The organism is Undibacterium sp. RuRC25W, assembly GCF_049339825.1.
Lineage (GTDB): Bacteria > Pseudomonadota > Gammaproteobacteria > Burkholderiales > Burkholderiaceae_D > Undibacterium.
Genome location: NZ_JBMPPD010000023.1, coordinates 27,516 through 54,384 on the forward strand (window position 1 = coordinate 27,516; position 26,869 = coordinate 54,384).

At 48.1% G+C, this 26,869-nt stretch carries 20 protein-coding genes; 12 read left to right on the top strand and 8 right to left on the bottom strand.

Going from position 1 to position 26,869, the window contains the following annotated elements:
* The first annotated feature begins 124 nt into the window (after positions 1 to 124).
* From ACO0KV_RS11775 to ACO0KV_RS11785, 3 genes are read left to right on the top strand one after another with little or no spacing between them, the layout of a single operon-like run.
* Positions 125 to 1,675 carry an efflux transporter outer membrane subunit gene (locus ACO0KV_RS11775; RefSeq protein WP_423042722.1) on the top strand — a complete coding sequence of 517 codons (1,551 nt, stop codon included), beginning with the start codon at positions 125 to 127 and terminating at the stop codon, positions 1,673 to 1,675.
* A 52-nt stretch (positions 1,676 to 1,727) separates the two neighbouring features.
* Positions 1,728 to 2,855, top strand: coding sequence for an efflux RND transporter periplasmic adaptor subunit (locus tag ACO0KV_RS11780; protein WP_423042723.1), 1,128 nt, complete (start codon positions 1,728 to 1,730; stop codon positions 2,853 to 2,855).
* An 11-nt stretch (positions 2,856 to 2,866) separates the two neighbouring features.
* The gene (locus ACO0KV_RS11785) at positions 2,867 to 5,941 is read left to right on the top strand and encodes an efflux RND transporter permease subunit (protein ID WP_423042724.1); all 3,075 of its coding nucleotides are present in this window, start codon (positions 2,867 to 2,869) and stop codon (positions 5,939 to 5,941) included.
* Between the two features lie 114 nt (positions 5,942 to 6,055).
* On the opposite strand, the gene ACO0KV_RS11790 is transcribed toward ACO0KV_RS11785, so the two are convergent.
* A complete protein-coding gene (locus tag ACO0KV_RS11790) occupies positions 6,056 to 6,691 on the bottom strand; it encodes a TetR/AcrR family transcriptional regulator (protein ID WP_423042725.1) in 636 nt (211 codons plus the stop codon).
* A gap of 219 nt (positions 6,692 to 6,910) precedes the next feature.
* Here ACO0KV_RS11790 and ACO0KV_RS11795 point away from each other — a divergent pair, with 219 nt between their 5' ends.
* The 5 genes from ACO0KV_RS11795 to ACO0KV_RS11815 all read left to right on the top strand — a co-directional run bounded on the left by ACO0KV_RS11795 (position 6,911) and on the right by ACO0KV_RS11815 (position 15,568).
* Positions 6,911 to 8,095 (top strand): lipid-transfer protein, encoded by a 1,185-nt coding sequence (locus ACO0KV_RS11795; protein WP_423042726.1) that lies wholly within the window; start codon positions 6,911 to 6,913, stop codon positions 8,093 to 8,095.
* A 19-nt stretch (positions 8,096 to 8,114) separates the two neighbouring features.
* On the top strand, positions 8,115 to 9,257 hold the full coding sequence (locus ACO0KV_RS11800) for an acyl-CoA dehydrogenase family protein (protein ID WP_423042727.1): 1,143 nt from the start codon (positions 8,115 to 8,117) through the stop codon (positions 9,255 to 9,257).
* 130 nt (positions 9,258 to 9,387) lie between these two features.
* Complete coding sequence (locus tag ACO0KV_RS11805) at positions 9,388 to 10,530, top strand: CaiB/BaiF CoA transferase family protein (RefSeq protein ID WP_423042728.1); 1,143 nt, start codon at positions 9,388 to 9,390, stop codon at positions 10,528 to 10,530.
* Positions 10,531 to 10,732: 202 nt separating this feature from the next.
* Positions 10,733 to 14,026 (top strand): amidohydrolase family protein, encoded by a 3,294-nt coding sequence (locus ACO0KV_RS11810; protein WP_423042729.1) that lies wholly within the window; start codon positions 10,733 to 10,735, stop codon positions 14,024 to 14,026.
* Between the two features lie 348 nt (positions 14,027 to 14,374).
* On the top strand, positions 14,375 to 15,568 hold the full coding sequence (locus tag ACO0KV_RS11815; protein ID WP_423042730.1) for an aromatic amino acid transaminase: 1,194 nt from the start codon (positions 14,375 to 14,377) through the stop codon (positions 15,566 to 15,568).
* A gap of 119 nt (positions 15,569 to 15,687) precedes the next feature.
* Here ACO0KV_RS11815 and murI read toward each other — a convergent pair whose 3' ends face one another.
* Both murI and ACO0KV_RS11825 read right to left on the bottom strand, forming a co-directional pair.
* Positions 15,688 to 16,563: a glutamate racemase gene (gene murI / locus ACO0KV_RS11820; RefSeq protein WP_423042731.1), complete on the bottom strand. Its 876-nt coding sequence runs from the start codon at positions 16,561 to 16,563 to the stop codon at positions 15,688 to 15,690.
* A 66-nt stretch (positions 16,564 to 16,629) separates the two neighbouring features.
* Positions 16,630 to 18,147, bottom strand: a complete 1,518-nt coding sequence (locus ACO0KV_RS11825) for a fumarate hydratase (protein WP_423042732.1) — start codon at positions 18,145 to 18,147, stop codon at positions 16,630 to 16,632.
* Positions 18,148 to 18,686: 539 nt separating this feature from the next.
* Between ACO0KV_RS11825 and acs the strand changes: the two genes are divergently transcribed.
* A complete protein-coding gene (acs, locus tag ACO0KV_RS11830) occupies positions 18,687 to 20,681 on the top strand; it encodes an acetate--CoA ligase (protein ID WP_423042733.1) in 1,995 nt (664 codons plus the stop codon).
* 105 nt (positions 20,682 to 20,786) lie between these two features.
* On the opposite strand, the gene ACO0KV_RS11835 is transcribed toward acs, so the two are convergent.
* Entirely contained in the window at positions 20,787 to 21,650 is an 864-nt protein-coding gene (locus tag ACO0KV_RS11835) for an AAA family ATPase (protein ID WP_423042734.1), read from the bottom strand.
* A gap of 288 nt (positions 21,651 to 21,938) precedes the next feature.
* On the opposite strand from ACO0KV_RS11835, the gene ACO0KV_RS11840 reads away from it, so the two are divergent.
* Positions 21,939 to 22,262: a c-type cytochrome gene (locus tag ACO0KV_RS11840; protein WP_423042735.1), complete on the top strand. Its 324-nt coding sequence runs from the start codon at positions 21,939 to 21,941 to the stop codon at positions 22,260 to 22,262.
* Between the two features lie 14 nt (positions 22,263 to 22,276).
* On the top strand, positions 22,277 to 22,633 hold the full coding sequence (locus tag ACO0KV_RS11845) for a c-type cytochrome (RefSeq protein ID WP_423042736.1): 357 nt from the start codon (positions 22,277 to 22,279) through the stop codon (positions 22,631 to 22,633).
* 50 nt (positions 22,634 to 22,683) lie between these two features.
* Here ACO0KV_RS11845 and ACO0KV_RS11850 read toward each other — a convergent pair whose 3' ends face one another.
* A complete protein-coding gene (locus tag ACO0KV_RS11850; RefSeq protein ID WP_423042737.1) occupies positions 22,684 to 23,112 on the bottom strand; it encodes a DUF1841 family protein in 429 nt (142 codons plus the stop codon).
* A 242-nt stretch (positions 23,113 to 23,354) separates the two neighbouring features.
* Between ACO0KV_RS11850 and ACO0KV_RS11855 the strand changes: the two genes are divergently transcribed.
* Entirely contained in the window at positions 23,355 to 23,936 is a 582-nt protein-coding gene (locus tag ACO0KV_RS11855) for a malonic semialdehyde reductase (RefSeq protein WP_423042738.1), read from the top strand.
* Between the two features lie 77 nt (positions 23,937 to 24,013).
* On the opposite strand, the gene nth is transcribed toward ACO0KV_RS11855, so the two are convergent.
* From nth to ACO0KV_RS11870, 3 genes are all read right to left on the bottom strand, one after another.
* The gene (gene nth / locus ACO0KV_RS11860) at positions 24,014 to 24,661 is read right to left on the bottom strand and encodes an endonuclease III (protein WP_423042739.1); all 648 of its coding nucleotides are present in this window, start codon (positions 24,659 to 24,661) and stop codon (positions 24,014 to 24,016) included.
* Positions 24,658 to 25,341, bottom strand: a complete 684-nt coding sequence (gene rsxB, locus ACO0KV_RS11865; protein WP_423042740.1) for an electron transport complex subunit RsxB — start codon at positions 25,339 to 25,341, stop codon at positions 24,658 to 24,660. The genes nth and rsxB overlap by 4 nt, the downstream gene beginning before the upstream one ends.
* Positions 25,342 to 25,471: 130 nt before the next feature.
* Positions 25,472 to 26,707, bottom strand: a complete 1,236-nt coding sequence (locus tag ACO0KV_RS11870; RefSeq protein ID WP_423042741.1) for a polyhydroxyalkanoate depolymerase — start codon at positions 26,705 to 26,707, stop codon at positions 25,472 to 25,474.
* Positions 26,708 to 26,869: the final 162 nt, after the last annotated feature.

Sequence of the window (26,869 nt, forward strand, 5' to 3'; positions counted from 1 at the left end):
GTTGCCGCCTTACTTAAGTAGCCGTTCAAATTCTAGTGTATGATGTTAATGACTTTTGAGTCAGTTTTATTTCTGACTCAATTCATCATTCCCAACCTATCTGTGTATTTCAGGAGTGTGAAAATTGAAAAAAGCAAGGATGTTCAAAGAAAGCCCCCTACAAGCGCTCGCGAAAGGTACTGGTGGCCTATTAGTAACAGGGCTACTGATCAGCGGTTGTGCGGTTGGTCCGGATTTTCGTTCGCCAGTCGCGCCTGTCAGTTCTGATCAGTATTCTTATACGGGTGTCAATACCGTTAAAGATACGGTGACTGGCAATAGCTTTGCTGGCCAATCGCAAAAATTATCTACCGGACAGGATATTTCAGCTGCGTGGTGGGAGGTTTTTAAGTCGGATGCCTTGGATAAACTGATCCGAGAGTCTCTCAAGCACAGTCCTAGTCTAGCTTCCGCCCAAGCTGCATTACGTCAGGCGCAAGAGAACTATAATTCGCAGGCTGATTCTGTTTTGTATCCAAGTGTCACTGGTAATCTGCAGGCGCAACGAGAGCATGCCTCTGCGGTGTCGACCAATGTTCCAGGTGGAACTATCCTTAACTTATACAATGCTTCAGTGAACGTGTCCTACGCCGTGGATGTATTTGGTGCGAACAAACGTGGATTGGAAAGTGTGCAAGCCGGGGTTGAATATCAACGTTTTCAGGTAGAGGCGACTTATTTGACGCTGACTGCCAACGTTGTAACGACAGCGATCCGCGAAGCATCGTTCCGCTCGCAGCTGCAAGCAACGCAAGAAATTCTTGAGGCGCAAACCGCACAGTTAGCTGTGATTGAAAAACAGTTTGCCGTTGGTGCTATTCCTAAAGCCAGCTTACTGTCACAGCGTAATCTGGTCGCTCAAACACGTGCCAGCATTCCCGGTCTACAAAAATCCATTGATCAGACCCGTAATCAGCTGGCCGTGTTGGCAGGTAAATTACCTGGTGATGCAGATCTGCCGGAGTTCCATCTGGAAACACTACAGTTGCCACAAGAACTGCCCGTATCCGTACCTTCCGCGTTGGTTCGTCAACGTCCGGATATCCGCGCAGTAGAGAGTTTATTGCATCAGGCAAGTGCGCAAGTTGGTGTGGCCACAGCCAATCAGTATCCGCAATTTTCTCTATCCGGTAGTTACGGTTTTACGTCATCGGACTCAAGTAAGCTTTTTACGAACAACATGAGTTTCTGGAGTCTGGGCGGTGGTTTAGTCGCGCCTCTCTTTAATGCGGGTGCTTTGTCAGCGAAGCGTCGTGCTTCCGAGGCGGCCTATGACCAGGCAGCTGCACAATATCGATCAACGGTATTGTCAGCATTCCAGAACGTCGCTGATACATTGCGTGCACTCGAATTTGATGCACAGACATTAAAACAGCAAGCAGAAGTTGAATCGCTGGCAAAAGACACGCTGCAGTTGACCACCAAACAATATAAGTTGGGTGGCGTTAGTTCGTTGGCATTGTTGGACGCCAAGCGTACTTATCAAACTGCGCGGATCAATCTGGTGCAAGCGCAAGCAAATCGTTATGCGGACACTGCTGCTTTATTTCAGGCGATGGGTGGTGGCTGGTGGAATCGCCCTGAGCTAGTGGATATTTCCAAAGCGGAAACCGCTGGTGATAAAGCGTCACAGTAATCAAAGTAGATCGATATTCCATTTGAATTTTGAAATGTAAGGGGAAGTGTTCATGACTAAGCGTATGTTCATTATGCTAGGCAGTGTGGTGTTGTTGATCGCCGTGCTGGCTTTTGGCAAATTTCTGCAAATTAAACAATTGATTGCGAGTGCACCAAAAGCTGGTGCGCAAACAGTTTCTGCAGCCAAAGCCGAGGTACTTGAGTGGCAGCCACAAATCTCCGCGGTAGGAACCGTGAGTGCGTTCCGTGGCGTAGATCTGAGTTCAGAAGTGACTGGCCTCGTCCGCGAAGTGTTGTTTAAATCGGGTCAGAATGTGAAGCGTGGTGATTTGTTAATTCAACTCAATGCCGATGCTGACATCGCTCAATTACATGCATTAGAAGCTGCGGCTGAATTGTCTGCTACCGTTTTAAAACGCGATCAGGCACAGCTGGCAGCTGAAGGTGTGAGTCAGGCGCAAGTTGATGGCGATGCGGCAGACTTAAAAAACAAGCGTGCTCAAGTCGCACAACAAGCCGCATTGGTAGAGAAAAAATCTATTCGCGCGCCATTCAGTGGTCGCCTCGGTATCACGACGGTGAATCCAGGTCAGTACGTCAATACTGGCGATAAATTAGTGACTTTGCAAACGATTGATCCGGTGTATGTTGATTTCTTTGTGCCACAAAAGCAGATCAGTTCGTTGAAAGTCGGACAAAATCTGAAAGTGGCCAGCGATGCGTTTGCAGGACAGGCATTTGCGGGTCAGGTCAGTTCCATTAATCCTAAAGTGGATACATCCAGCCGCAACGTTCAGGTACAGGCAACATTGAGCAATCAAAAGCAAGCGTTATTGCCAGGGATGTTTGCCAACGTTGCGCTCGACGTTGGTGATAAAAATAAGTTCATCACGTTGCCGCAAACTGCAATCACTTATAACCCATACGGTTCTACAGTGTTTGTCATCAAAGACGACAACAAAAAGGACGACAAGGGTAATCCTGTCAAAGTAGCGCAGCAAGTGTTTGTGACGACGGGTGCAACCCGTGGCGACCAGGTTGCTGTACTGGCCGGTATCGAGGCTGGACAAATTGTTGTGACCAGCGGACAGTTGAAGTTGAAAAATGGTACGCCAGTGCTGATTGATAATTCTGTGCAACCTAAAAATAGTCCGAATCCAACTCCGCAAGAACACTAATAGGAGCTACGATGAAATTTACCGATATCTTTATCCGACGTCCGGTGCTTGCCATGGTGGTGAGCTTGCTGATCGTCGTACTCGGTTTGCGATCTTTGTTTAGTTTGCCGGTTAACCAATACCCTCGTACGCAAAATGCGGTGGTCACGGTGTCAACGACATACTATGGTGCTGATGCGCAAACTGTTGCAGGTTTTATTACGCAGCCACTCGAATCCGCGATTGCGCAGGCGCAGGGGATTGATTACTTATCCTCTTCGTCCAGCAGTGGCGTATCAACGATTACGGCAACATTGCGTCTGAACTACGATGCTAACCGTGCATTGACTGAAATTAACACGCAAGTGAATTCGGTCAAAAATCAGCTGCCAGCGCAGGCGCAGGCGCCGGTGTTAACAGTGCAGACAGGTCAGACGACGGACGCCATGTACATGGGGTTCTATAGCGATAGCTTGCCAACTAATAACGTCACTGACTTTTTGATTCGTGTTGTGAAGCCTAAACTCGATTCTATCGAGGGTGTGCAGACAGCCGAGTTGCTTGGCGCGCGTCAGTTTGCGTTACGGGCTTGGTTAGATTCCAACAAAATGACGGCAATGGGCGTGACTGCTGCGGATGTCAGCACAGCGTTGACCAGTAATAACTATCTGACGGCACTAGGTGCATCTAAAGGTCAGATGGTGACTGTGCCGTTGACAGCAGGTACAGATTTGCATTCTGTTGAAGAGTTTAAAAAACTGGCTGTGAAACAAAATGGCGACGCCATTGTCCGTCTGGAAGATGTAGCAACAGTGACACTCGGTTCCGAAAACTATGATTTCAACGTCGCGTTTAGTGGCGTGAGATCCGTGTTTATCGGTATCAAAGTCGCTCCGGAGGCCAATATTCTGGACGTGGCCAAGCGCGTTCGTAAAGCCTTTCCACCGATCCAATCGCAATTGCCGAATGGCTTGACCGGGCAGATCGTGTATGACTCGACAGAGTTCATTAACACATCGATCGAAGAAGTAGTAAAAACGCTGCTCGAGGCACTGGTTATTGTGACGGTGGTGATTTACCTGTTCCTGGGTAGCTTCCGTGCGGTGATGGTGCCAGTCATTGCGATGCCATTATCACTCGTTGGTACTTTCTTCGTGATGTTGATGTTTGGCTATTCGATAAACTTGTTAACCTTGCTCGCGCTGGTGTTGGCGATTGGCCTGGTGGTCGATGATGCGATTATTGTGGTGGAGAACGTTGATCGCCACATGAAAGAAGGTAAGTCGATTCTCGATTCATCGTTGATCGCAGCGCGTGAACTCGGCGGACCGATTCTGGCGATGACCGTTGTTTTGGTGGCAGTGTATGTGCCGATTGGTTTTCAGGGTGGTCTGACAGGTGCATTGTTCACGGAGTTTGCCTTCACGCTGGCAGGCTCAGTGGCGGTATCTGGCATCGTCGCGCTGACTTTGTCACCAATGATGTGTTCACGCTTCTTTAAAGCGGAGCAGAACGAAGGGCGCTTCGTCAAGTTCATCGACCATACGTTTGAGCGGGTGCGTAGTCGTTATCTGCGTATTTTGCATAGCTTGCTCAATACCTGGCCAGTACTGATTGTCATGAGTGCGATTTTGATCGGCCTTCTTGGTCTGATGTTCAAAATGTCGCAGTCGGAATTAGCGCCTGAAGAAGATCAAGGAATTGTCTTGTCGCAAGTTGTCGGCGCGCCAACGGCGACGTCTGATCAGATGCAGACTTATGCGGATCAGGTGTTCAAAGTCGGTCACGATATGCCTGAATACAAGCAGATGTTCCAGATCACAGGCGTGCCAACGACCAATGCTGGTATTGGTGGTGTCTTGCTGAAAGACTGGGGCGAACGTAGCCGTAGTGCGAAAGAAATTCAAAAAGACTTGCAAGCAAAATGGAATAAGATCGCAGGTGCTCGTGTCGCTGCGTTTCAGTTCCCAGCGTTGCCAGGTTCATCTGGCTTGCCAGTGCAGTTCCTGATTACCACGACGGAGCCTTTTGAAAACTTGAATTCCATCGTACAACAGGTGATGGATAAAGCACGTACCTCTGGCAAATTCTACTTCATGGACGTTGATTTGAAGCTGGATAAGCCACAGGCAACGCTGGAAATGGATCGCGATAAAATCACTGCGTTGGGAATGACACAGCAAGGTGTTGGTCAGGCACTTGGTGCTGCATTGGGCGGTGGTTATGTGAACTATTTTTCGATTGCTGGTCGCTCTTACAAAGTGATCCCGCAAGTGCAACAGGTGGATCGTTTGAACCCGGATAATCTGCTCGATTTCAACATCCGCACACCGTCTGGATCGATGATCCCTGCAAGCACGGTGGCGCATTTTTCTTATAGCGTTGTGCCAGAAGCGATTAACCGTTTCCAACAGTTGAATTCGGCAACGATTTCAGGTGTGGCTGGGGTGTCGCAGGATGAAGCATTGAGCTACTTAAAAGGTCTGGTACAAGAGGTGGCACCTACTGGCTATACCGTTGATTACTCAGGTCAGTCTCGTCAGTTTATGAATGAGTCTGGTGGCTTCCTCATTACCATGGCGTTTGCGGTGATTATTGTATTCTTGGCATTGGCGGCGCAGTTCGAGAGTTTCCGTGATCCTGTGATTATTCTGGTTTCCGTACCATTGGCGTTGTTCGGTGCGATGATCTTTATTTTCTGGGGTTTCTCGTCAGTGAATATTTATACCCAGGTTGGTCTGGTGACGCTGATGGGGTTGATCAGTAAGCACGGCATTCTGATCGTTGAGTTTGCTAACCAGCTGCGTAAAAAAGGCTTAAGCAAACGTGATGCGATTGAAGAAGCGGCTGGTGAACGTCTGCGTCCGATTCTGATGACGACGGCAGCGATGGTGTTTGGTGTGGTCCCGCTGGTGATCGCCTCGGGTGCTGGTGCAGCAGGGCGTCATGCGATGGGGCTGGTGATCTTTACTGGCTTGTCGATTGGTACGTTGTTTACCTTGTTTGTCGTACCGGCGATGTATGTGTTTATCTCTGGTAAGCATGAGGCGGAAGTACCTGCTGGGGATGTGGCAGTGTTGGATACGCCGAGTTCGCACGCAGTTTAACTTGTTGTTCTTGTCAAAAAACCCGTCAACTGTTTGGCGGGTTTTTTGCTTTTTCGTTTGCAGACAAGGACAAAAGCAACACCAAAGCCAGTGAGCAGAAATGCTGCAAAATTTTTACAAGCGACTCGCAAGCGCAATAATCGACCTCTTCAGCGCAGCGTGTACTGCCAGCATTTCGGTCTTTTGCGTCTGACGATGGTAGCGGAATAGCATTAAGCCTTCGACCTGAGCAACGATGAGGGTTGCGCGTAGTTTGTATTCGTCGTCTGAAATGGCGGGGTTGAGGCCTTGGATGAGTTTGAAGATGGCTTTGCGTTCGCGGGCGATCATTTTGTCCATGAGAGCGGATGCAAAGGCATTGCGGGCGGCGAGGGCCCAGATTTCGAAAAACATGCCGTAAGTGACTGGATTGCTCAGTTCTTCTAAAAACATGCTGATAGCGGAATCGAGCTGATCGATGCGTGGTTGTTGTTTCATTGCGCTGGTGATGTGGTCAATTTTTTCCTGAAATTGATTCATCGTCATCAATAAAACGGCTTCCATCAATACATCTTTGCTCTGAAAGTAATGTTGCACATTACTCAGACTGATACCAACTTCGCTCGCTACTTTTCGCATCGAGAGACCAGCGTAACCTTCGCTGGCAAGAATATGTCGTGCGGCTTCTAAGATTTCACTGACTCTGCCCATTCCTTTTTCGGTGGTGCTGGATGACTTATTCTTGAGTGAGGTCTGGAGGGTGTTTTGCATGGTCTGGTGAGTCGGTAATGAGCCTGAATTATCGCATAATGATGCTGTGCAACCTGAATTCTGATTGACAACTAGTACGAGTGACCTATAAATTACGATTATTGGTCAATTGACCTATATTTCAATAATAAATCGATTTTGGCAAGACTTTTCTCTTCGATGTCGTGGTTTCAATAAGAAGAGGCTTGCCATGGTCAGCACAAGAAAACGGAGACACACATGAGTCAGCAAGTCTATGTGACAGGCGTTGGAATGATTCCTTTTGCCAAGCCAGGCACGGGCGCGATTTACGATCAGATGGGGGCGAGTGCTGCGGTGATGGCGCTCGCAGACGCGGGAATCAGCTATGACATGATTGAGCAAGCCTACGTCGGCTACGTCTATGGTGATTCTACTGCAGGACAGAAGGCGCTGTATCAGGTTGGGATGACAGGGATTCCGATTGTCAACGTGAATAACAATTGCTCAACGGGCTCGACAGCGCTATTTCTGGCACGTCAGGCCATTGCCAGCGGTGCGGCGGAATGTGTGTTGGTGCTGGGGTTTGAACAGATGAGTCCCGGCGCATTGGGGGCGGTGTTTCAAGACCGGCCAAGTCCGTTTGATCGTTTTGATGAGGTGACTGAGCAATTGGTGGGGATGTCGCACATTCCCCTTGCGCTGCGTTATTTTGGTGGCGCAGGTTTAAGTCATATGCAGAAATATGGCACGCCGATGGAGTCATTCGCTAAGATCCGTGCGAAAGCGAGTCGCCATGCAGCAAATAATCCGCTTGCGCTCTTTAAGCAAGTGGTTACGCCAGAAGATGTGATGAATTCAACCATGATCTGGCCAGGTGTTATGACCAAACTCATGGCATGCCCTCCAACCTGTGGCGCTGCTGCTGCGGTACTGGTATCAGAACAATTTGCGAAAAAACATAGCTTGAATACACAGGTCTATATTGCTGGTCAAGCGATGACGACAGATAGGCCAGACACCTTTGATTCTGGCGATATGATGCGGGTGGTTGGTAGCAATATGAGTAAAGAAGCCGCTGCAAAAGTGTATGCACAGACCGGTATTGGCCCAGATGATCTGGACGTCGTTGAGCTGCATGACTGCTTTGCCCACAATGAACTTATTACCTATGAAGCACTGGGTTTGTGCCCGGAAGGTGGCGCTGCGAAATTTATCGATGATGGCGACAACACCTATGGTGGTAAGGTCGTGACGAATCCTTCTGGTGGGTTGCTCTCTAAAGGGCATCCATTAGGTGCGACAGGATTGGCGCAATGCTTTGAACTCACGCAGCAATTACGCGGCAATGCTGGCGGCCGTCAGGTGCAGGGCGCGCGCGTGGCACTGCAGCATAATCTGGGGTTGGGTGGTGCGTGTGTGGTGACGATGTATCGTCAATCCTAATCATAAAACGGAGCATGTCATGAATTACACCTCACCGTGGATGAACCCAGAGTTGGATGGTTTCAGAGAGTCGATCCGACGTTTTATCGAATCAGAAGTCACACCCCATCAGGACCGCTGGCGTGCACAGCAGCACGTTGACCGTGCGTTATGGCACAAGGGGGGCGAGATGGGGATGTTGCTCGCTGATATTCCTGAAGAGTATGGTGGCTCAGGCGGCAATTTTGCGCATCAGGCAGTGGTGTTTGAAGAGCTGAGTGACGCAGGGGATATGGCGTTTGGTATCCACGTCCATGCGATCGTGGCGCATTATATTTTGAATCAAGGCACGGAAGCGCAAAAGAAAAAATATCTGCCTTTGCTTGCCAGTGGTGAGATGGTCGCTGCGATTGCCATGTCTGAACCCGGAGCAGGGTCTGATTTAAAAGGCATACGCACTTCAGCCGTTCGTGACGGTGATGGATACCGGATTAATGGTTCAAAGATCTTCATTTCTAACGGCTATCTGGCTGATCTAGTCGTTGTTGTGACAAAAACGGATCCGGATGCTGGTGCAAAGGGCGTATCGCTCATGCTGGTGGAAACCCGCGATTGTCCTGGTTACCGCGTCGGCAGGATACTTGAAAAAATCGGGCAAAAAGGGCAGGACACGTGCGAGTTGTTTTTTGATGACGTTCATGTACCGGCTGATGCGGTGTTGGGTGGCGTTGAGGGGCGAGGCTTTTATCAGTTGATGACCGAATTGCCGTATGAACGGACCATTCTTGGTATCGCTGGGGTTGCAGCCATCGAGCGTGCACTTCGTCTCACAGTTGAGCATACCCGCGAGCGTAAAGCATTCGGTCAGGCCTTGATTGAGATGCAGAATACCCGTTTTGTATTGGCAGAGATTAAGACTGAAGCGACTATTGCGCGCACCTTTATCGATCGTTGCATCGTGGATACTCTAGAAGGTCGTATGGACACTGAACTGGCATCGATGGCGAAATACTGGATTTCGGATTTGCAATGCAAAGTCATTGATCAGTGTCTGCAATTATTTGGCGGTTACGGTTATATGCTTGAATATCCAATTGCGCAGATGTATGTTGATGCACGAGTGCAGCGCATTTATGGGGGCGCCAATGAAATTATGAAAGAGATTATTTCTCGTTCGCTGTAATGTAGGTCTGTCGAGAATAGCTGCTTGATGCGCGGCTGCTAGGTGCAACCCAACAATTCTGACGATGGCGATGCATTGACGTTGTACGAGCATTAATTCTTTTTCTGTTTTTTTAGAAATAGGTAAATACATGAGTGGTCCGTTAACTGGTTTGCGTGTCATCGAAATGGTCGGTCTCGGCCCTTGTCCTTTTGCCGCCATGATGTTGGCAGATATGGGCGCAGAAGTTATTCGCATTGATAAAAAAACACCGCCCGGCGCATCGAATCCTTTTCCGATGCTTGGCACTCGCTTCGATGTCATGGCGCGTGGACGACGTTCATTGGCACTGGATTTAAAACAATCCTCGGATCAGGCAGTTTTATTAGAATTAATTGATAAAGCCGATATATTGTTAGAAGGATTTCGGCCCGGTGTGATGGAGCGCCTTGGCGTTGGGCCGGATATCTGTCTTGCCCGTAACGCGAAGTTAGTCTACGGACGTATCACGGGATGGGGGCAGCATGGCCCCTTGGCTCAAGCCGCGGGTCATGACATTAATTATCTGGCATTGACTGGCATGCTCCATGCCATGGGTCGAGCTGACACCCCTCCTGCGCCGCCATTAAACCTGGTGGCTGATTTTGGTGGCGGTGCAATGATGCTCGCTTTTGGTGTTGTCTGCGCAACGCTGGAAGCGCAGAAGTCGGGGTTGGGTCAGGTAATTGATGCGGCGATGGTGGATGGGTCTGCATTATTGGGTGCCATGCTCTACGGCTTTAAACAATTTGGCGCGTGGCGCTCAGAGCGTGAAGCAAACCTACTAGATGGCGGGGCACCGTTTTACGATAGTTATGCCTGTGCTGACGGCAAATTTATTACGATCGGTGCTATCGAGCCACAGTTTTATGCATTATTGTTGAAGCTGACCGCGGTCGATGATCCGCTGTTCTTGTCTCAGATGGAGATGTCCTCCTGGCCACAGTTGAAACAAAAATTTTCCGCTCTCTTTGCGACCAAAACCCGGAGTGAATGGTGCACTGTTCTAGAGGGGACCGACGTTTGCTTTGCTCCAGTACTCGATATGGATGAGGCTGCATCTCATTCACATAACATTGCGCGGAAAAATTTTATTGACGTTGATGGCGTTATGCAGCCCGCACCTGCGCCGCGGTTTAGTCGGACGCCTGCAACGGTTGGTATGCCACCATCGACGCCTGGTCAGCAAAGTTTGCAGATATTGCAAGATTGGAATGTGAGTGAGGCCCTGATTCAGCAATATCACGATTCATAACTTTGTTGCTATTCGGGGTTAAGAATTTTATTTATCTCGTCTTCAAAGTACGTGATTTTCTTTTGTCTTGATCCTGTTTGCACAAACATTCTCTCTATCTTTCTGATGCTGGAACTTCTGAACCAACGATGTATCAGACTACCTGTATCAAAATAAATCCACTGCTCAATCATTGAGCGGATAAATAAAACAGGGGGAGTGTATGCGTGGTTCAAAATTGTTGCCTGGTGTTGTGGCAATCATGATGTGTTTTCCGGCATTCAATGGATTTGCAGCCGATGCTGCGAAGACGGATGCCAAGCCAGAAGCTGAAGCCAAAAAATGGGATGTGAATCATCCGCCTGGCGAAGCCAAAACGGTCAATATCGATACCCGTACCGGTACCTGGATGAGTGTGGATGTCAGCCCCGATGGTCAGCAACTTGTTTTTGATCTGTTGGGTGACTTGTATCTGCTGCCGATCAAAGGCGGCGAGGCAAAGCCTCTGACACATTCTATCGCGTGGGAAATGCAGGCGCGGTTTTCTCCTGATGGTAAACAAATTGCCTACATGTCAGATGCCAATGGCGGTGACAATATATGGGTGATGAATGCCGATGGCAGCAACTCGCACGCGATCACGAAAGAAGATTATCGCCTATTGAATAACCCCGTCTGGAGTCCAGATGGCAACTACATCGCTGCCCGCAAGCATTACAGCGGCACCCGTTCGCTGGGCTCCGGTGAAATCTGGATGTACCACGCCAGCGGTGGATCGGGTGTCCAGCTGAATGAAAAACCAAACTGGCAAAAAGATCTAGGTGAGCCCGCGTTTTCACCCGACGGTCGCTATGTTTATTATTCTCAGGACACGACAGAAGGCAATGCGTTTGAATATAACAAAGATTCAAATGGCCAGATTTATCAGATTTTCCGCAAAGATTTGCGTACAGGTAAAGTGAATGCAATCGCTGGAGGCCCTGGTGGTGCAGTGCGCCCTGTTCCTTCGCCTGATGGGAAATACCTCGCCTTTGTACGTCGGATCCGAAATCAATCAACCTTGTTTTTGAAGAACCTGGAAACGGGTGAAGAAGTCGCGGCCTGGCCTGAGTTAGAGCGTGATATGCAAGAGTCCTGGGCAGTCCACGGCGTCTATCCGTCTTTTGCTTGGATGCCTGGTAGTAAAGAAATCGTGGTCTGGGCAAAAGGTAAAATCTGGCGTCTTGATCCATTTGCACAAAAAGCAGTGGAAGTGCCTTTTCATGTCAAAGACAGCCGTGAAATTCGTGAAGCCGTTCGCTTCCCACACGCCGTTGCACCGGATCAGTTTGAAGTGCATCAATTACGCTCTGTGAACGTTGCTCCGCAGGGTGACAAGGTCGTCTATTCCGCTTTGGGGCATTTGTACCTGCGTGATTTGCCGAACGGTACACCGCGTCGTCTGACCAAACAAACCAGCAATTTTGAATATTTCCCGAGCTTCTCAAGAGATGGTAAAAATGTCGTGTTCACGACATGGGACGATCAGAGAACGGGTTCAGTCCGTACCTTGAATATCGCCAGTGGTAAAGAAACGGTGCTGACGACCACGCTTGGTAAATATACCCAGACAAGATTCTCACCGGATGGTAAGCAAGTGGTCTTTGTGAAAGCCAAAGGCGGCTACCTTACGACGCCATGGTTTGGGATGGAAACGGGTGTCTATATCGTTGATGCCGATGGAAAAGGCACACCGCGCTTGGTGACCGACGAGGGCAGTGCGCCGCAATTTGGTAAAGATGCCAACGAAATTTTCGTTACGCGTACGAAGTACACCGGCGAAGTGGACTGGACAACGTCATTGGTGAGAATGCCTTTGGATGGCAAACCAGAACAAGCGGTGGCAACGGGTGAGTTTGCCGGTGAATTCGCGATCTCTCCTGATGGACAATGGCTGGCATTTGGAGAGCGTTACCACGCGTATATCACGCCACTGCCAGCGGTCGGCAAAGCGATGACGATCAGTCCAAAAATGGATTCTTTGCCGGTCAAGCAACTCGATATCAACGCGGCGCAGTATCTGCATTGGTCGGGTGACAGCAAGCAAATTCATTTCGCGCTGGGTGATGAACTCTTCACACGTGATCTGAACGAGGCGTTCACATTTGTTCCGGGCGCCCCTGCTGAATTGCCAAAAATGGCTGAGCATGGTGTCAAGATTGGCTTTAATGAAAAGGCCGATAAGCCACACGGCACAACAGTGATCACAGGTGCACGTATTGCTACGATGCGAGGTGATGAGGTAATTGAAGATGGTCGGATCGTGATCGTTGATAACCGTATTGCGCAAATTGGTAAGGCAAGTGAGGTTGCTGTGCCTGCAGGCGCGACGCAGATCGATGCGAAAGGTAAAACAATTCTGCCTGGTTTGGTGGATGTTCACTGGCATGGTGGCATGGGTGAAGGCGGGATTATCCCTCAGCAAAGCTGGATTGATTATGCCTCCTTGGCGTTTGGTATAACGACCTTGCACGATCCTTCCAATGACAGCAATGAGATTTTCTCGCACAGCGAAATGCAGCGTGCCGGTGCTGTGGTCGCTCCGCGGATTTTCTCGACAGGGACTATTTTGTACGGTGCAAAAGCGAATATCTCTGCTGTGGTGAACAGTCTCGATGATGCGTTGACACACTTGAAACGTCAGAAGGAACTCGGAGCGATTTCAGTCAAGAGCTACAATCAGCCGCGTCGTGATCAGCGTCAGCAAGTACTTGAAGCGGCGCGTGAAACCGGGATGATGGTCGTACCTGAGGGCGGTTCGTTGTTTCAGGCGAATATGACGATGGTTGTCGATGGCCATACCGGTGTCGAACATACGCTGCCAGTCCCTAACGTGTATGACGATGTCACGCAATTGTGGTCACAGACCCGTGTGGGATACACGCCAACACTGGGCGTTGCTTACGGCGGTCTGGATGGTGAACATTACTGGTATGCGCATACCGATGTCTGGAAGCATCCTTTACTGTCTAAGTACGTGCCGCGCACAGTCCTTGAGTCGCGCAGTGTTCGTCGCGAAATTGCGCCAGAAGAAGATTACAACGTCTTCCGTCAAGCTGAAGTAGCAACGACATTGCAAAACGCAGGCGTGCCAGTGAACCTTGGTGCTCACGGTCAACGTGAAGGGTTAGCTGCCCACTGGGAACTGTGGACGATGGTGCGCGGCGGTATGACGCCAATGCAAGCTCTCCATAGCGCTACGATCAATGGTGCCAAGTATCTAGGTCTAGATAAAGATGTCGGGTCACTAGAAGTTGGGAAACTGGCAGATTTGATGATTATTGATGGCGATGTGTTGCATGATATTCGTCAGTCAGATCGTGTATCTCAGGTGATGCTCAATGGTCGTTTGTATGATTCGGCGACGATGAATGAGATTGGGGCGAATAAAAAAGCGCGTCAGCCATTCTTCTTTGAAGGTAAGTCGGGGGTGAATGCGCCAGTCGGTGCCGCAGAGTATAGCCACGGCGGCGATTGATCGTTGTATCGCTGCTTAAAAACGTCACCAGCAGAGTGAACTGACCCCATTTAGTTGGACACCCGTCTTAACTTTTGGGGTGCAGTTCAGAGCTGGTGGCGTTTTTTTTATTTGACGCATCTGCACCTTTATTCTTCGCTGGGAAAGCTAACGCCAGCGCCGGACTTCATCTGAATGCGCTGAAATTTCTGTTCAGATACAGTTATTGCCCCGCAATAACGTAATGTGTGTATTTTATTTGGAGTTGAGTGTGTCAAAATAGCGGATTATGTATTTCATCATGCCATTTGTTGATTTATTTGCAATGGCAGAATAATGATTTCTTATCCAACCTACTGGAGTCACATCATGTTTCAGCACGTCGAAGCCTATCCTGGCGATCCTATTTTGTCTCTGAATGAAGCCTTTGGCAAAGATCCGCGTCCAAATAAGATCAATTTGTCGATTGGTATTTACTTTGATGATGCTGGCAAGATTCCAATGCTGCCATCGGTACGCGCAGCTGAACACAAAGTGGTTGCTGATGCGGGCGCGCGTCCTTACCTGCCGATGGAAGGTGCGGCGAACTTCCGTACAGCCGTGCAAGAATTACTATTTGGTAAAGATAGTGCCGCCGTTAAAGCGGGTCGCGTTGTGACTTTGCAAATGGTTGGTTCTAGCGGTGGTTTAAAAATCGGTGGCGATTTCATCAAACGTTATTTCCCTACTTCAACGATGTTGGTTAGTGACCCAACGTGGGATAACCACCGCGCTGTGTTTGAAGGCTGTGGTATTACTGTAAAAACCTATCCATACTACGATGCAGCGACAGGTGGCTTGCGTTTTGATGCCATGCTGGAATCGTTGAAAGCGGCAGAAAAACATAGCATCGTATTGTTGCACGCATGCTGCCACAATCCGACTGGTGTTGATCTGACCAAAGAACAATGGCAGGCATTGGTACCTGTGTTGAGAGAGCGTGAACTGATCGCTTTCCTGGATCTGGCGTATCAAGGTTATGGCGATGGCATTGATGAAGATGCGTATGCGATTCGTTTGTTGGCCGATGAAGGTCTGAGCTTCTTTGTAGCGAACTCGTTTTCCAAGAGCATGAGTTTGTACGGTGAACGTTGTGGTGCATTGAGTGTGGCCTGCCCTGATGCGGCGCAAGCGGTGAACGTGCTGGGCCAGATGAAAGCAACGATCCGTCGTAATTACTCGAACCCACCAATGCATGGTGGTCAATTGGTCGCACGTGTACTGAGTGATCCAGAGCTGCGCCCAATGTGGGAAGCAGAAGTGGTGGCGATGCGTGATCGTATTCAAACGATGCGCCGCAAGCTGCATGATGTATTGAGCGCCAAATTGCCAGGTCGTGATTTTAGTTATTTCTTGACGCAGCGTGGTATGTTTAGCTACACGGGTTTGAGCGCAGAGCAATGCGATCGTCTGAAAGAAGAGTTCGCCGTGTATCTGGTTCGCTCGGGTCGTATGTGTGTTGCTGGCTTGAATACAGGCAATGTTGAGGCGACAGCAAATGCGATTGCTGCGGTATTGGGCTAATCATTGCGTTGAATAGTTGCTTCAAAAAAGCGATGCAATTGCATCGCTTTTTTTTGGGACTTATTAAGGCTAGGAGCAGGAAAGTCAGTTGCTGATAAACGACCGCGTACGCGGAAAAATCAACAATGACTGACAACTGGTGACATTTCCGTTATCGCAAAGATCTGTAAGGCGGAATCTGGTATTTTTAATAGTTGGCTGAAGGCGTTGCGCAGACTGCTCTTGCTGCTGGTTGTGTAAGCCGTCAATGTTGGAGGTCGGTGAATGGCTTGTAAAGACAAACCACCTTGCTCTAACAACCGCTGAAGTTGTAAAGCAACCGCGACGCCTGTATCAACCAAGTGAATATGTTGAGTGCTTGCGTGTCGTTCTGCTTGGAATTCACCAATGACTTGTTCGATTAGACTGCTGACAAATGGATAATGTGTGCATCCTAGGACAAGGGTATCTGCACCGGACTGGAGTAAGGGTGTGACGAATTGACGAACTAGCTTGAGTGTGGTGACAGAGCGCAACTCACCTTTTTCAATTTGATTAACAAGGCCTACGCATGCTTGCTCTTCAAACCGTACCGAAGTTTCCGCGGTGAGGTGTGCCTTTAAATGCAGGAATTTTTCGCTTTGCAACGTGAACTGGGTCGCCATGACGCCCACAATTTTTTCTTTGCTTAACAGTGCGGCTGGCTTCAAGCCAGGTTCCATACCAATAATGATCAGATCAGGATAGTACTCGCGTAGCGTTTTGATCGCCGCCGCGGTCGCCGTGTTACAGGCGACGACCAATGCTTTGATTTGTTTTTGCTGTAGAAAGTCGGCAACTGCCAAGCAGCGTTCAGTAATATCCGCTTCCGACTTGTCACCATAAGGCGCAAAAGCAGAATCAGCAAAATAGATCAGTGATTCATGCGGAAGAATATGTCTTATATGCTGCAATACTGAGAGGCCGCCGACCCCAGAATCAAACACCCCGACAGGTGATAAACGATCAGACTTCATAGTGGGATGTTCCTTTTCTGATCTGAGCTTACATGATCGCAAGCCCAGACCTGGTTCGGGTTTAACTTAATTGACAGGAATAATGCCAATTTTTGCCTGCCACTCTTTAGGACCAGTGTTATGAACGGACGTACCTTGAGAATCGACTGCAACAGTGACTGGCATGTCAACGACATCAAATTCGTAAATGGCTTCCATGCCCAAATCAGCAAAACCAACAACGGTTGCTGACTTGATCGCTTTCGATACCAGATAAGCGGCACCGCCCACTGCCATCAAATATGCAGATTGATGTTTTTTGATTGATTCAATCGCGACAGGGCCGCGTTCAGCTTTACCAATCATCGAGATTAACCCGGTTTTTTCTAACATCATGTCAGTGAATTTATCCATGCGGGTTGCCGTGGTTGGGCCTGCTGGGCCAACGGCTTCATCACGGACTGGGTCAACTGGGCCGACGTAGTAAATCACACGGTTTGTAAAGTCGACTGGTAATGTTTCGCCTTTTGCCAACATATCCTGGATACGTTTGTGTGCAGCATCGCGGCCAGTCAGCATTTTACCGTTCAAGAGCAAGGTCTGACCTGGTTTCCAGGAAGCGACTTCTTCTTTAGTCAGTGTGTTGAGGTCAATGCGTTTTGATTTTTCTGTATCTGGTGTCCAGTGTACTTCTGGCCAGTCAGACAGCTTTGGTGGTTCGATATAAGTAGGGCCAGAACCATCCAGAACAAAGTGTGCATGACGCGTGGCGGCACAGTTAGGAATCATTGCGACAGGTTTGGACGCTGCATGAGTCGGGTACATGTTGATTTTCACATCAAGTACAGTCGTGAGACCACCGAGACCCTGAGCGCCGATACCGAGCGCGTTGATCTTGTCGCACAATTCAATACGCAATTCTTCGGTTTTGTTTTGTGGGCCACGCTGCTTAAGCTCGTACATGTCGATGTCGTCCATCAGGGACTCTTTTGCCATCAACATCGCTTTCTCAGCGGTACCACCGATACCAATACCCAGCATACCTGGTGGACACCAGCCTGCACCCATGGTTGGCACAGTTTTCATAATCCAATCCACTAAAGAATCTGATGGATTGAGCATGACGAATTTTGTTTTATTCTCAGAACCACCACCTTTGGCAGCAACTTTAACATCAACTGTGTTACCAGGAACCAGTTCCATGTGCACCACTGCTGGTGTGTTGTCTTTGGTATTTTTACGTTCAAACTGTGGATCAGCGACGATGGAAGCGCGCAGTTTGTTGTCGGCGAAATTGTAGCCTTGACGTACGCCTTCGTTGACGGCATCAATGATGGAGCCTGAGAAGCCCTCAAAGCGCACGCCCATACCAATTTTGAGGAACACGTTAACGATACCGGTGTCCTGGCAAATTGGGCGCTTGCCTTCTGCACACATGCGCGAGTTAGTGAGAATTTGTGCAATGGCATCTTTGGCGGCTGGGCTTTGTTCTGCCTCGTAAGCACGCGCCAGATGGGCGATGTAATCAGCAGGGTGGTAGTAGCTGATGTACTGTAACGCAGCGGCTACGGATTCGATCAAATCGTCTTGCTTAATGACTGTCATGGTGTGGCTCTTCGCTAGTGGTGAAAATGGGTTGCTTAGTGAATATCGCAACCAGGTTTAGTTTTAGGAACTACGCAAACTCGTTCAAGCGACGTTATGGCTATCGAATGCAATTCGGTACAGGAGTACCTCATTCGTGGTCCTAACTTGCTGGTGCAAAGTACCGTATGCCCTGAGTTTGTCTTTGAGCCGTTCCAAAACATCCCTTTTTCCCGTCATATTGCACAGGATAACTCAGCAACTATGGGACTGTGCTAGGTTGAATTCACATAAAACATTATTTTACATCTGTGTCGTCAGATCGTGTATCTCTACATGATGTTGCTAGAATTATAGTGGGTAGACGATGGTATTATTTTGATATTGGATGTCATTCAGATAAACCGTAAGGCCTGAGTAAGTCTCTGGGATTAAGGTTTAGTCGTCCAGTTTCATGGTACGGAATTGAGCGCGGTTCTTATCTGCCCCCATTTCTGCTTCTCATTTGGCCTGATTCCAGCGTTAAAGATATTTTTATTGAAAACAAGACGGAGACAAACATGACAGACCCAACAACAAACAGCACCGAAATAAAAGCAGAGTCCCGAGTTTTCCCTCCACCAGCGGCATTTGCTGCAACTGCAGCAATTTCTGGCATGGATGCGTATCACGCGCTGTGCAAGGCAGCCGAAGACGACTACGAAGGGTTCTGGGCGAAGTTGGCGCGTGAAAACTTGCAGTGGCACAAGCCGTTTTCTACGACGCTGGATGAGTCGGAAGCACCGTTATATAAGTGGTTTGAAGATGGTTTGCTCAATGTCTCTTATAACTGTCTCGATGTGAATCTGCAGAAAGGTCATGGTGATAAAGTCGCTGTGATTTTTGAGGCCGATGGCGGCGAAGTGAGCAAAGTCACCTACAAGGAGTTGCATCAGAAAGTCTGTCAGTTTGCCAATGGCCTGAAATCGCTTGGAATTGGCAAGGGTGACCGCGTTGTCATTTATATGCCGATGTCAGTGGAAGGCGTTGTCGCAATGCAAGCCTGCGCCCGTATCGGTGCAACGCATTCAGTCGTGTTTGGTGGCTTCTCGGCAAAGTCCCTCCAAGAACGTATCGTTGACGTCGGTGCTGTTGCTGTGATTACTGCCGATGAACAAGTGCGTGGCGGCAAACATTTGCCCTTGAAGGCCATTGTTGATGAAGCGCTCGGTCTGGGTGAGTGCGAAAAAGTACGTAACGTCGTTGTCTATCAACGTACCGGCGGTGCGATTAAGATGGCCGAAGGCCGCGATCTGTGGATGCAAGATCTGGTTGCAAATCAATCGTCTGAGTGCGAGCCAGAATGGGTGAGCGCTGAACATCCACTGTTCATTCTCTACACATCCGGATCCACTGGCAAACCGAAAGGCGTACAGCATTCGTCCGGTGGCTATTTGTTGTGGGCTATCTTGACGATGAAATGGACGTTCGATATCAAACCTGAAGACGTCTTCTGGTGTACCGCTGATATCGGTTGGGTCACTGGTCACACTTATATTACTTATGGTCCATTAGCAGTCGGCGCGACTGAAATCGTTTTTGAAGGCATTCCTACCTTCCCGAACGCAGGTCGTTTCTGGAACATGATTGAAAAACACAAAGCGACGATTTTCTATACTGCACCAACAGCGATCCGTTCATTGATCAAGGCCGCTGATGCTGATGCGAATATTCATCCTTCTAAATATGATTTGTCATCGTTACGTTTGCTCGGATCGGTAGGCGAGCCGATTAATCCGGAAGCATGGATGTGGTACTACAACAATATCGGTCGTGGTAATTGTCCGATTGTGGATACCTTCTGGCAAACTGAAACTGGCGGTCACATGATGACACCGTTACCAGGTGCGACACCATTGGTTCCAGGCTCATGCACTCTGCCGTTGCCGGGGATTATGGCTGCGATTGTCGATGAAACCGGGCATGATTTGCCAAATGGGCAGGGCGGTATTCTGGTTGTAAAACGTCCTTGGCCATCAATGATTCGTACTATTTGGGGTGATCCAGAGCGCTTCAAGAAGAGCTATTTCCCTGAAGAGTTCGGCGGTAAAGTGTATCTGGCAGGTGATGGTGCAATTCGCAATAAAGAAACTGGTTACTTCACCATCACAGGTCGTATTGATGACGTTTTGAACGTGTCTGGACACCGGATGGGTACAATGGAAATTGAATCGGCATTGGTGGCAAATCCATTGGTTGCCGAAGCTGCCGTTGTTGGTAAGCCAGATGATACGACAGGTGAAGCTATTTGCGCTTTCGTCGTCCTGAAACGCAGCCGTCCTACTGGTGATGAGGCTAAACAAATCGCGACCGAATTGCGTAACTGGGTAGCGAAAGAAATTGGTCCAATTGCTAAACCAAAAGAAATCCGCTTTGGTGATAACCTGCCAAAAACACGGTCTGGCAAAATTATGCGTCGTTTGTTACGTGTGTTGGCGAAAGGTGAAACCATTACGCAAGATATCTCTACCTTGGAGAATCCAGCGATTCTGGAGCAACTGAAACAACCGCTCTAATCGTCAGTCTACGTCGGCATCAAACAAAAAGCGCGCTACCTGTCTGGGTAGGGCGCTTTTTTGTATTAACTGCCAGGCTCAATAGCAGTTTGCTAAATGATGGTGTCAGCGATTCGTGCGTGACATGAATACGAGACGCTCAAACAAATGGACGTCCTGTTCATTTTTGAGCAGCGCGCCGTGCAATGGTGGAACAATGGCCTTGTTATCTTTGCTGCGCAATGCTTCAGCAGGAATATCTTCTGCCAGTAACAGCTTAAGCCAGTCAATAAACTCTGACGTCGACGGTTTTTTCTTCAAACCCGCCACATCACGGACTTCATAAAATGTCTGTAATGCTTGCGATAACAGATCTGCCTTTAATGTCGGAAAATGAACATCAACGATTTTTTGCATCGTTTCTTTATCCGGGAACTTGATGTAGTGGAAAAAGCAACGGCGCAAGAAGGCGTCTGGCAATTCTTTTTCATTGTTTGAGGTGATAATGACCAGCGGACGGTGCTTGGCGCGCACCATTTCACGGGTTTCGTAGACATAAAATTCCATGCGGTCGAGTTCGCGCAGTAAATCGTTCGGGAACTCAATATCGGCTTTATCGATCTCATCAATCAGCAATACTACCGGCTCATCTGCCGTAAATGCCTGCCACAACACACCTTTAACGATGTAGTTATGAATATCTCTGACGCGCTCATCACCTAATTGCGAGTCGCGCAGGCGGGAAACAGCATCGTATTCATAGAGGCCCTGCTGTGCTTTTGTCGTCGATTTGATATGCCATTGTAATAACGGCATATTAAGCGCGGCAGCTACTTCCTCAGCGAGCATCGTTTTACCGGTACCGGGTTCGCCTTTGATTAATAAGGGGCGCTGTAAGCGAAGTGCGGCATTGACAGCCAGTTTCAGATCATCGGTGGCGACATAATTGTCAGCGCCATCAAAACGGAGAGTCGTTGTTTCCTGCGTCATGGTGGTTATGAGTTGAGTTGGATTGATCGGGTGGAAAATATACTTCAAATCAGATTGAGTATAAGCCAGATTCGCTTGTTCTGCGAACGTCTGTTCTATTTTATGAAAGCCCAGATTGAACTCGCTGCCTCTTTTTCCGACCGGTAACAGAAAAGTGTTGTCGCATCCTGTATAAATTACTACGTTTGCTCGTGTTTTTTACGCACAATTGATTTTGATCATATAAAATGGAGCGCAGTATCAAGGTGTTGTCTTCATTGTTCTGTTTGTTTACATCAATTCGCTCATATGAAAAAACTGTTTGCAATCCTCGCTCTGGCGAGTCTGGCCCATGTTGCAGTCGCAGCAGAAGTTGTTGGCAATGCTAAAGATGCTGCTGATAAAAAAATTGCCATGTGCATTGGTTGCCACGCCATCCCTGGCTATAAAGCGACTTTTCCTGAAGTCTATCAAGTGCCGATGATTGGCGGTCAATCTGCCAAATATATAGAAAGTGCCTTGCAGGCTTACCGTAAAGGTGATCGCAAACACTTGTCCATGCGCGGTGTTGCCGGAAGCCTATCTGATCAAGATATTGCCGACTTAGCTGCCTATTATTCACAACAAAAATAAGAAAAGGAGTCGATATGAAAAAAATGATTTTGATAGCCACTTCTGCGATGTTTTTGTCTGCGTTTTCCGTGAGCGCCTTTGCTTCTGGTAATGCTGAGCACGGTAAGGCAATTGTGGAAAAGAATAACTGCGCCGCATGCCACGGCAATAATTTTAATTCGCCGATTGATCCAAGCTATCCAAAATTGGCTGGTCAGCATCAGGATTATTTGGTGCAAGCACTGAAGGGATATCAACGTGGCGTAGATGGCCCCAATGGTCGTGGTAACGCGACGATGAGTGCGCAAGCGAAAACCCTATCTCACGACGATATTCTTGATGTGGCGGCTTATTTGCATAGTTTGCCTGGCAGCCTTGTTTTGAAAAAATAAGCTAAACCTGACATACTTGATTCTAAAAACCACGCATTAGCGTGGTTTTTTTATCGGCAACGTTGTTGTAATGACTCTATATATGCTTGCCCATCTGGTGGTAAGCCAGTTCTTTGGGAGTTCCAGATCATTTCACCTAGACACTCCATCATCTGATGGTGCGCTTCGTGCTCGGAATTAAATTTGTGTGCCAGTAGCTGAAAGGCCGCTTTGACGCCGCGGGGCTGATCGACGGAGATTTGCTCAGCAATCGACAGGTGCATCGATAAATGCAGAAAAGGGTTGGTGTGCCCCTGATCGACACTGTAGTTGGCTTCTAGCGCAGCTTCCATATCTTGCAAATCGGTGTCATATTCAGGATGTTGCCTGATCCAATCAGAAGCGATTGCTTCGAGAGGCGTTAGAATTTCATGGGAATGTATTTTGCGAAATGTGTCGCAAAAAAAACGCCTGACGTCGTGTTGACTTGGATTAAACATAAAAACGATCTGTAAATACGACTAGGATAAAATAAGTATCTTGCCTGATCAGCCTGCTACCGCCTGAGTGCTGATAAATAATGCAAAGGGTTGTATTGTAAAAGGATTTGCGCTTACTTGCTCTAACCAAGTAAATAATCTTCACACGGCGCGTTTCTGGCCAATCTGGAGCAATGTAGCGTAATTTGATTCACTATTTTTGCATCGGTTAAGATGCAAATTTGATTTAAAAAGGGGACACTATGTTAACAAAAGACGCACTCGACACCTTATTTACCGACGCTCGCACGCACAATGGCTGGTTGGATAAACCAGTTTCGTCTGCACAGTTGCAGGAAATTTACGACTTAATGAAATGGGCGCCAACCTCAGCCAATTCATCGCCAGCTCGGATCGTGTTCGTTACTTCGCCTGCGGAGAAAGAGAAACTACTGACTTGCATGGCGGAGGGGAATATTGAAAAGACCAAAACAGCGCCAGTGACCGCTATTATTGGCATGGATATGGCGTTTTACGACCAATTGCCAAAGTTATTTCCACACGCAGATGCTCGCTCATGGTTTGCTGGTAATCAGCCAGTGATTGATGCTACAGCGTTCCGCAATTCTTCATTGCAAGGGGCATATCTGATGCTGGCTGCGCGTGCGGTGGGTCTGGATTGCGGTGCGATGTCTGGTTTTGATCCGGAACGAGTCAATGCAAGCTTTTTTGCTGGCACCAGTGTGAAGGTCAACTTTATCTGTAACCTGGGTTATGGCGATGCAAGCAAATTATTCCCCCGTTCGCCACGCTTGAGTTTTGATGAGGCTTGTAAGATCGTTTAATTGATCCTTCATTGATCCTTCATTGATCCTTATTTACCCTTTATTTACCTTCAAAAACAAGACGTTCTTTATCGGTATTAGATGTTATCCGGTAAAGGCGTTTTTTGTTTGAATTCGCACAAATCATTAATCATGCAGTTCCAGCATGTTGGTTTTCTGGCGATGCAGGTGTAGCGCCCGAGCAAAATCAGCCAATGATGCGCATCTTGCTGGAATTCTTTTGGAACAAATTTCATTAATTTTTGTTCAACGATATCGACATTCTTTCCTGGCGCAATGCCAGTTCGGTTAGAAACTCTAAAAATATGCGTATCGACCGCAATAGTGGGCATGCCAAACGCTGTATTCATCACGACATTGGCGGTTTTTCTGCCAACGCCAGGAAGTGCCTCCAGCGATTCACGGTCTTGCGGCACTTCGCCATGATGCTCAGTCAAAATCAGGCGGCAAGTTTCGATGACGTTTTTTGCTTTGGTGCGGAATAAGCCTATCGTCTGGATGTAAGGGATCAGACCTTCCACGCCGAGTGCATAAATACTGGAGGGGGTGTTGGCAATTGGATACAGTTGGCGCGTTGCTTTATTCACCGATACGTCGGTTGCTTGCGCCGATAAAAGTACCGCAATCAACAACTCAAACGGTGTGGTGTACTCCAGTTCGGTTGTCGGATGCGGGTTTTCTTGTTGTAGACGAGTAAAAATAGCATGACGTTTTGCTGCATTCATGATTTGTTTCCTAATTCAGCTTCCAATTTTTTTAAGCGTGCGCGTTCAATGGCTGCTGCAATGATGGCTTTTTTTCGTTCTTTTTGTTGTATTTCTTCCGCAGTTTGCGCGGTTTCTTGCTCAAGCGCCTTTAGTTTTGCTGCTGCTTTCGCTGCCAGACGATCATCATTTTCTTGTTTTTCACGGAGCAGACGTTGGTTTCTGAACGCATATTGATCCCGCGCTTTCTGTGCTTGTTCTTCGCTCCAGGCTGCCCATCCTGTTTTACCTGGTGTTACTGGAATCATTTTGATGCAGTCTACAGGGCAGGGTGCTACACACAGGTCACAACCGGTGCAAAGTTCTGGGATGATGGTATGCATTTGCTTCGGCGCACCTAAAATAGCGTCTACTGGACACGCCTGAATGCAGAGGGTGCACCCTATACAAAATTCCTCTTCAATGAACGCCACCGGGCGCGGGCGTTCTTCGCCATGCGTTGTATCAAGCGCAATAACTGGCTGGTTGAGCACCGTTGCGAGACGTGCGACGCCTTCTTGACCGCCTGGTGGACATTGATTGTAGTTGGCTTTGCCATCAGCAATCGCCACCGCATAGTCATGGCAAGACGGATAACCGCATTTCGTACACTGGGTTTGCGGCAGGAGTTGTTCAATTTTTACAGCGAGGTTGTCTGACACGGCAAACTTTACTTTAACAGCATGAAGGACCTGAATTATCCACGTAAATTTTACGAAGAACAAATAAAAAGACCGCCTTCCTGAGAAAGCGGTCTGTGCAACAAACAACGACAGTAATGAACTGTGCTGTTTAAGCGTGCTTTTTAATGAATTCGCCGATTTTCGGGCAAATAATATCGCGCCAGCGGCGGCCAGAGAAAATACCGTAGTGTCCGCAACCCGGTGCAACAAAGTCTTGTTTCATGTTGGCAGGGATGTTGCTGCACAAATCGTGCGCAGCCTGTGTTTGTCCTGGGCCTGAAATATCGTCCAATTCGCCCTCGACGGTGAACAGTGCAACGGTTTTGATATCTTGTGGACGTACTAGTTTGCCTTCGACTTCCCATGTTCCCATTGGGAGGTGGAACTCCTGGAAAACAGTTTTAATTGTTTCAAGGTAATAATCGGCAGGCATATCGAGAACTGCGTTATATTCATTGTAAAACTTGCGATGTTGTTCAGCAGATTCGTCGTCGCCTTTTATCAGGTGCTGGTAGTAATCCCAGTGACTTTGTGCGTGACGATCAGGATTCATTGCAACGAAACCTGTATGTTGTAAAAAACCTGGATACACTTTGCGACCGTAGCCTGGATAATTCGTTGGTACGCTATAGATCACCGTATTTTCAAACCAAGAGAATTTTTTCTCAGTGGCTAGGTTGTTCACTTGAGTGGGCGATTTGCGGGGGTCAATAGGGCCACCCATCATTGTCATTGTTTTAGGTAGTTTCGGATCATTATCCGATGCCATGAGGGCAATCGCTGCTAATACAGGCACAGTTGGTTGGCAGACCGAAATAACATGAACATCAGGGCCTAATAACCGAATAAAATCTTGTACGTAGTAAATATAGTCATGCAAGTGAAATGCGCCTTCAGACAAAGGCACCATGCGAGCATCAGTCCAGTCAGTGATGTACACGTCATGCTGTGGTAACAAGCCTCGTACAGTATCGCGGAGCAGTGTTGAATGGTGACCCGACAGAGGCGCTACCAACAGAACTGTTGGCTGTTTGAGCTTGGCTACATCCTTGTCACTGAGTACTTTTTTGAAATGTAATAATTTACAAAAAGGTTTGATAACTGCAGTAGTTTGAGCAATTTCAACAACTTGCTTATCAATTGTCGTGGTAGTGATACCAAATTCTGGTTTTTCGTAATCTTTGCCTAAACGGAACATTAATTCGTAACCAGCCGCAATTCTTTGCGCGTAAGGTGTATGCGCCAGAGGGGAGACTGGATTGGTGAATAATTTTGAAGAAGCTTCCGCCCATTGCGTCAGTGGGTTAAGGAACGCGCGATTAAGTTCGTGAAGTTGGTAGAGCATGTTGACATCTTTCTTGAAAAAGACGGAAGACCGGATTTATGATTAACTCGCTTGTCGTAAGCAACTATTTCTGAGTAAATATAATACTTTTTGTGATTTCTGTAAGCATGTATTGCAATACATCATAAACCAGTTACAGAAATTATGTAATTTATGGTGTCG

Coding starts and splice junctions, on each gene's coding strand:
- ACO0KV_RS11780 (WP_423042723.1), top strand. CDS start 1,728: ATGACTAAGCGTATGTTCATTATGCTAGGCAGTGTGGTGTTGTTGATC.
- ACO0KV_RS11785 (WP_423042724.1), top strand. CDS start 2,867: ATGAAATTTACCGATATCTTTATCCGACGTCCGGTGCTTGCCATGGTG.
- ACO0KV_RS11790 (WP_423042725.1), bottom strand. CDS start 6,691: ATGCAAAACACCCTCCAGACCTCACTCAAGAATAAGTCATCCAGCACC.
- ACO0KV_RS11795 (WP_423042726.1), top strand. CDS start 6,911: ATGAGTCAGCAAGTCTATGTGACAGGCGTTGGAATGATTCCTTTTGCC.
- ACO0KV_RS11800 (WP_423042727.1), top strand. CDS start 8,115: ATGAATTACACCTCACCGTGGATGAACCCAGAGTTGGATGGTTTCAGA.
- ACO0KV_RS11805 (WP_423042728.1), top strand. CDS start 9,388: ATGAGTGGTCCGTTAACTGGTTTGCGTGTCATCGAAATGGTCGGTCTC.
- ACO0KV_RS11810 (WP_423042729.1), top strand. CDS start 10,733: ATGCGTGGTTCAAAATTGTTGCCTGGTGTTGTGGCAATCATGATGTGT.
- ACO0KV_RS11815 (WP_423042730.1), top strand. CDS start 14,375: ATGTTTCAGCACGTCGAAGCCTATCCTGGCGATCCTATTTTGTCTCTG.
- murI (WP_423042731.1), bottom strand. CDS start 16,563: ATGAAGTCTGATCGTTTATCACCTGTCGGGGTGTTTGATTCTGGGGTC.
- ACO0KV_RS11825 (WP_423042732.1), bottom strand. CDS start 18,147: ATGACAGTCATTAAGCAAGACGATTTGATCGAATCCGTAGCCGCTGCG.
- acs (WP_423042733.1), top strand. CDS start 18,687: ATGACAGACCCAACAACAAACAGCACCGAAATAAAAGCAGAGTCCCGA.
- ACO0KV_RS11835 (WP_423042734.1), bottom strand. CDS start 21,650: ATGACGCAGGAAACAACGACTCTCCGTTTTGATGGCGCTGACAATTAT.
- ACO0KV_RS11840 (WP_423042735.1), top strand. CDS start 21,939: ATGAAAAAACTGTTTGCAATCCTCGCTCTGGCGAGTCTGGCCCATGTT.
- ACO0KV_RS11845 (WP_423042736.1), top strand. CDS start 22,277: ATGAAAAAAATGATTTTGATAGCCACTTCTGCGATGTTTTTGTCTGCG.
- ACO0KV_RS11850 (WP_423042737.1), bottom strand. CDS start 23,112: ATGTTTAATCCAAGTCAACACGACGTCAGGCGTTTTTTTTGCGACACA.
- ACO0KV_RS11855 (WP_423042738.1), top strand. CDS start 23,355: ATGTTAACAAAAGACGCACTCGACACCTTATTTACCGACGCTCGCACG.
- nth (WP_423042739.1), bottom strand. CDS start 24,661: ATGAATGCAGCAAAACGTCATGCTATTTTTACTCGTCTACAACAAGAA.
- ACO0KV_RS11870 (WP_423042741.1), bottom strand. CDS start 26,707: ATGCTCTACCAACTTCACGAACTTAATCGCGCGTTCCTTAACCCACTG.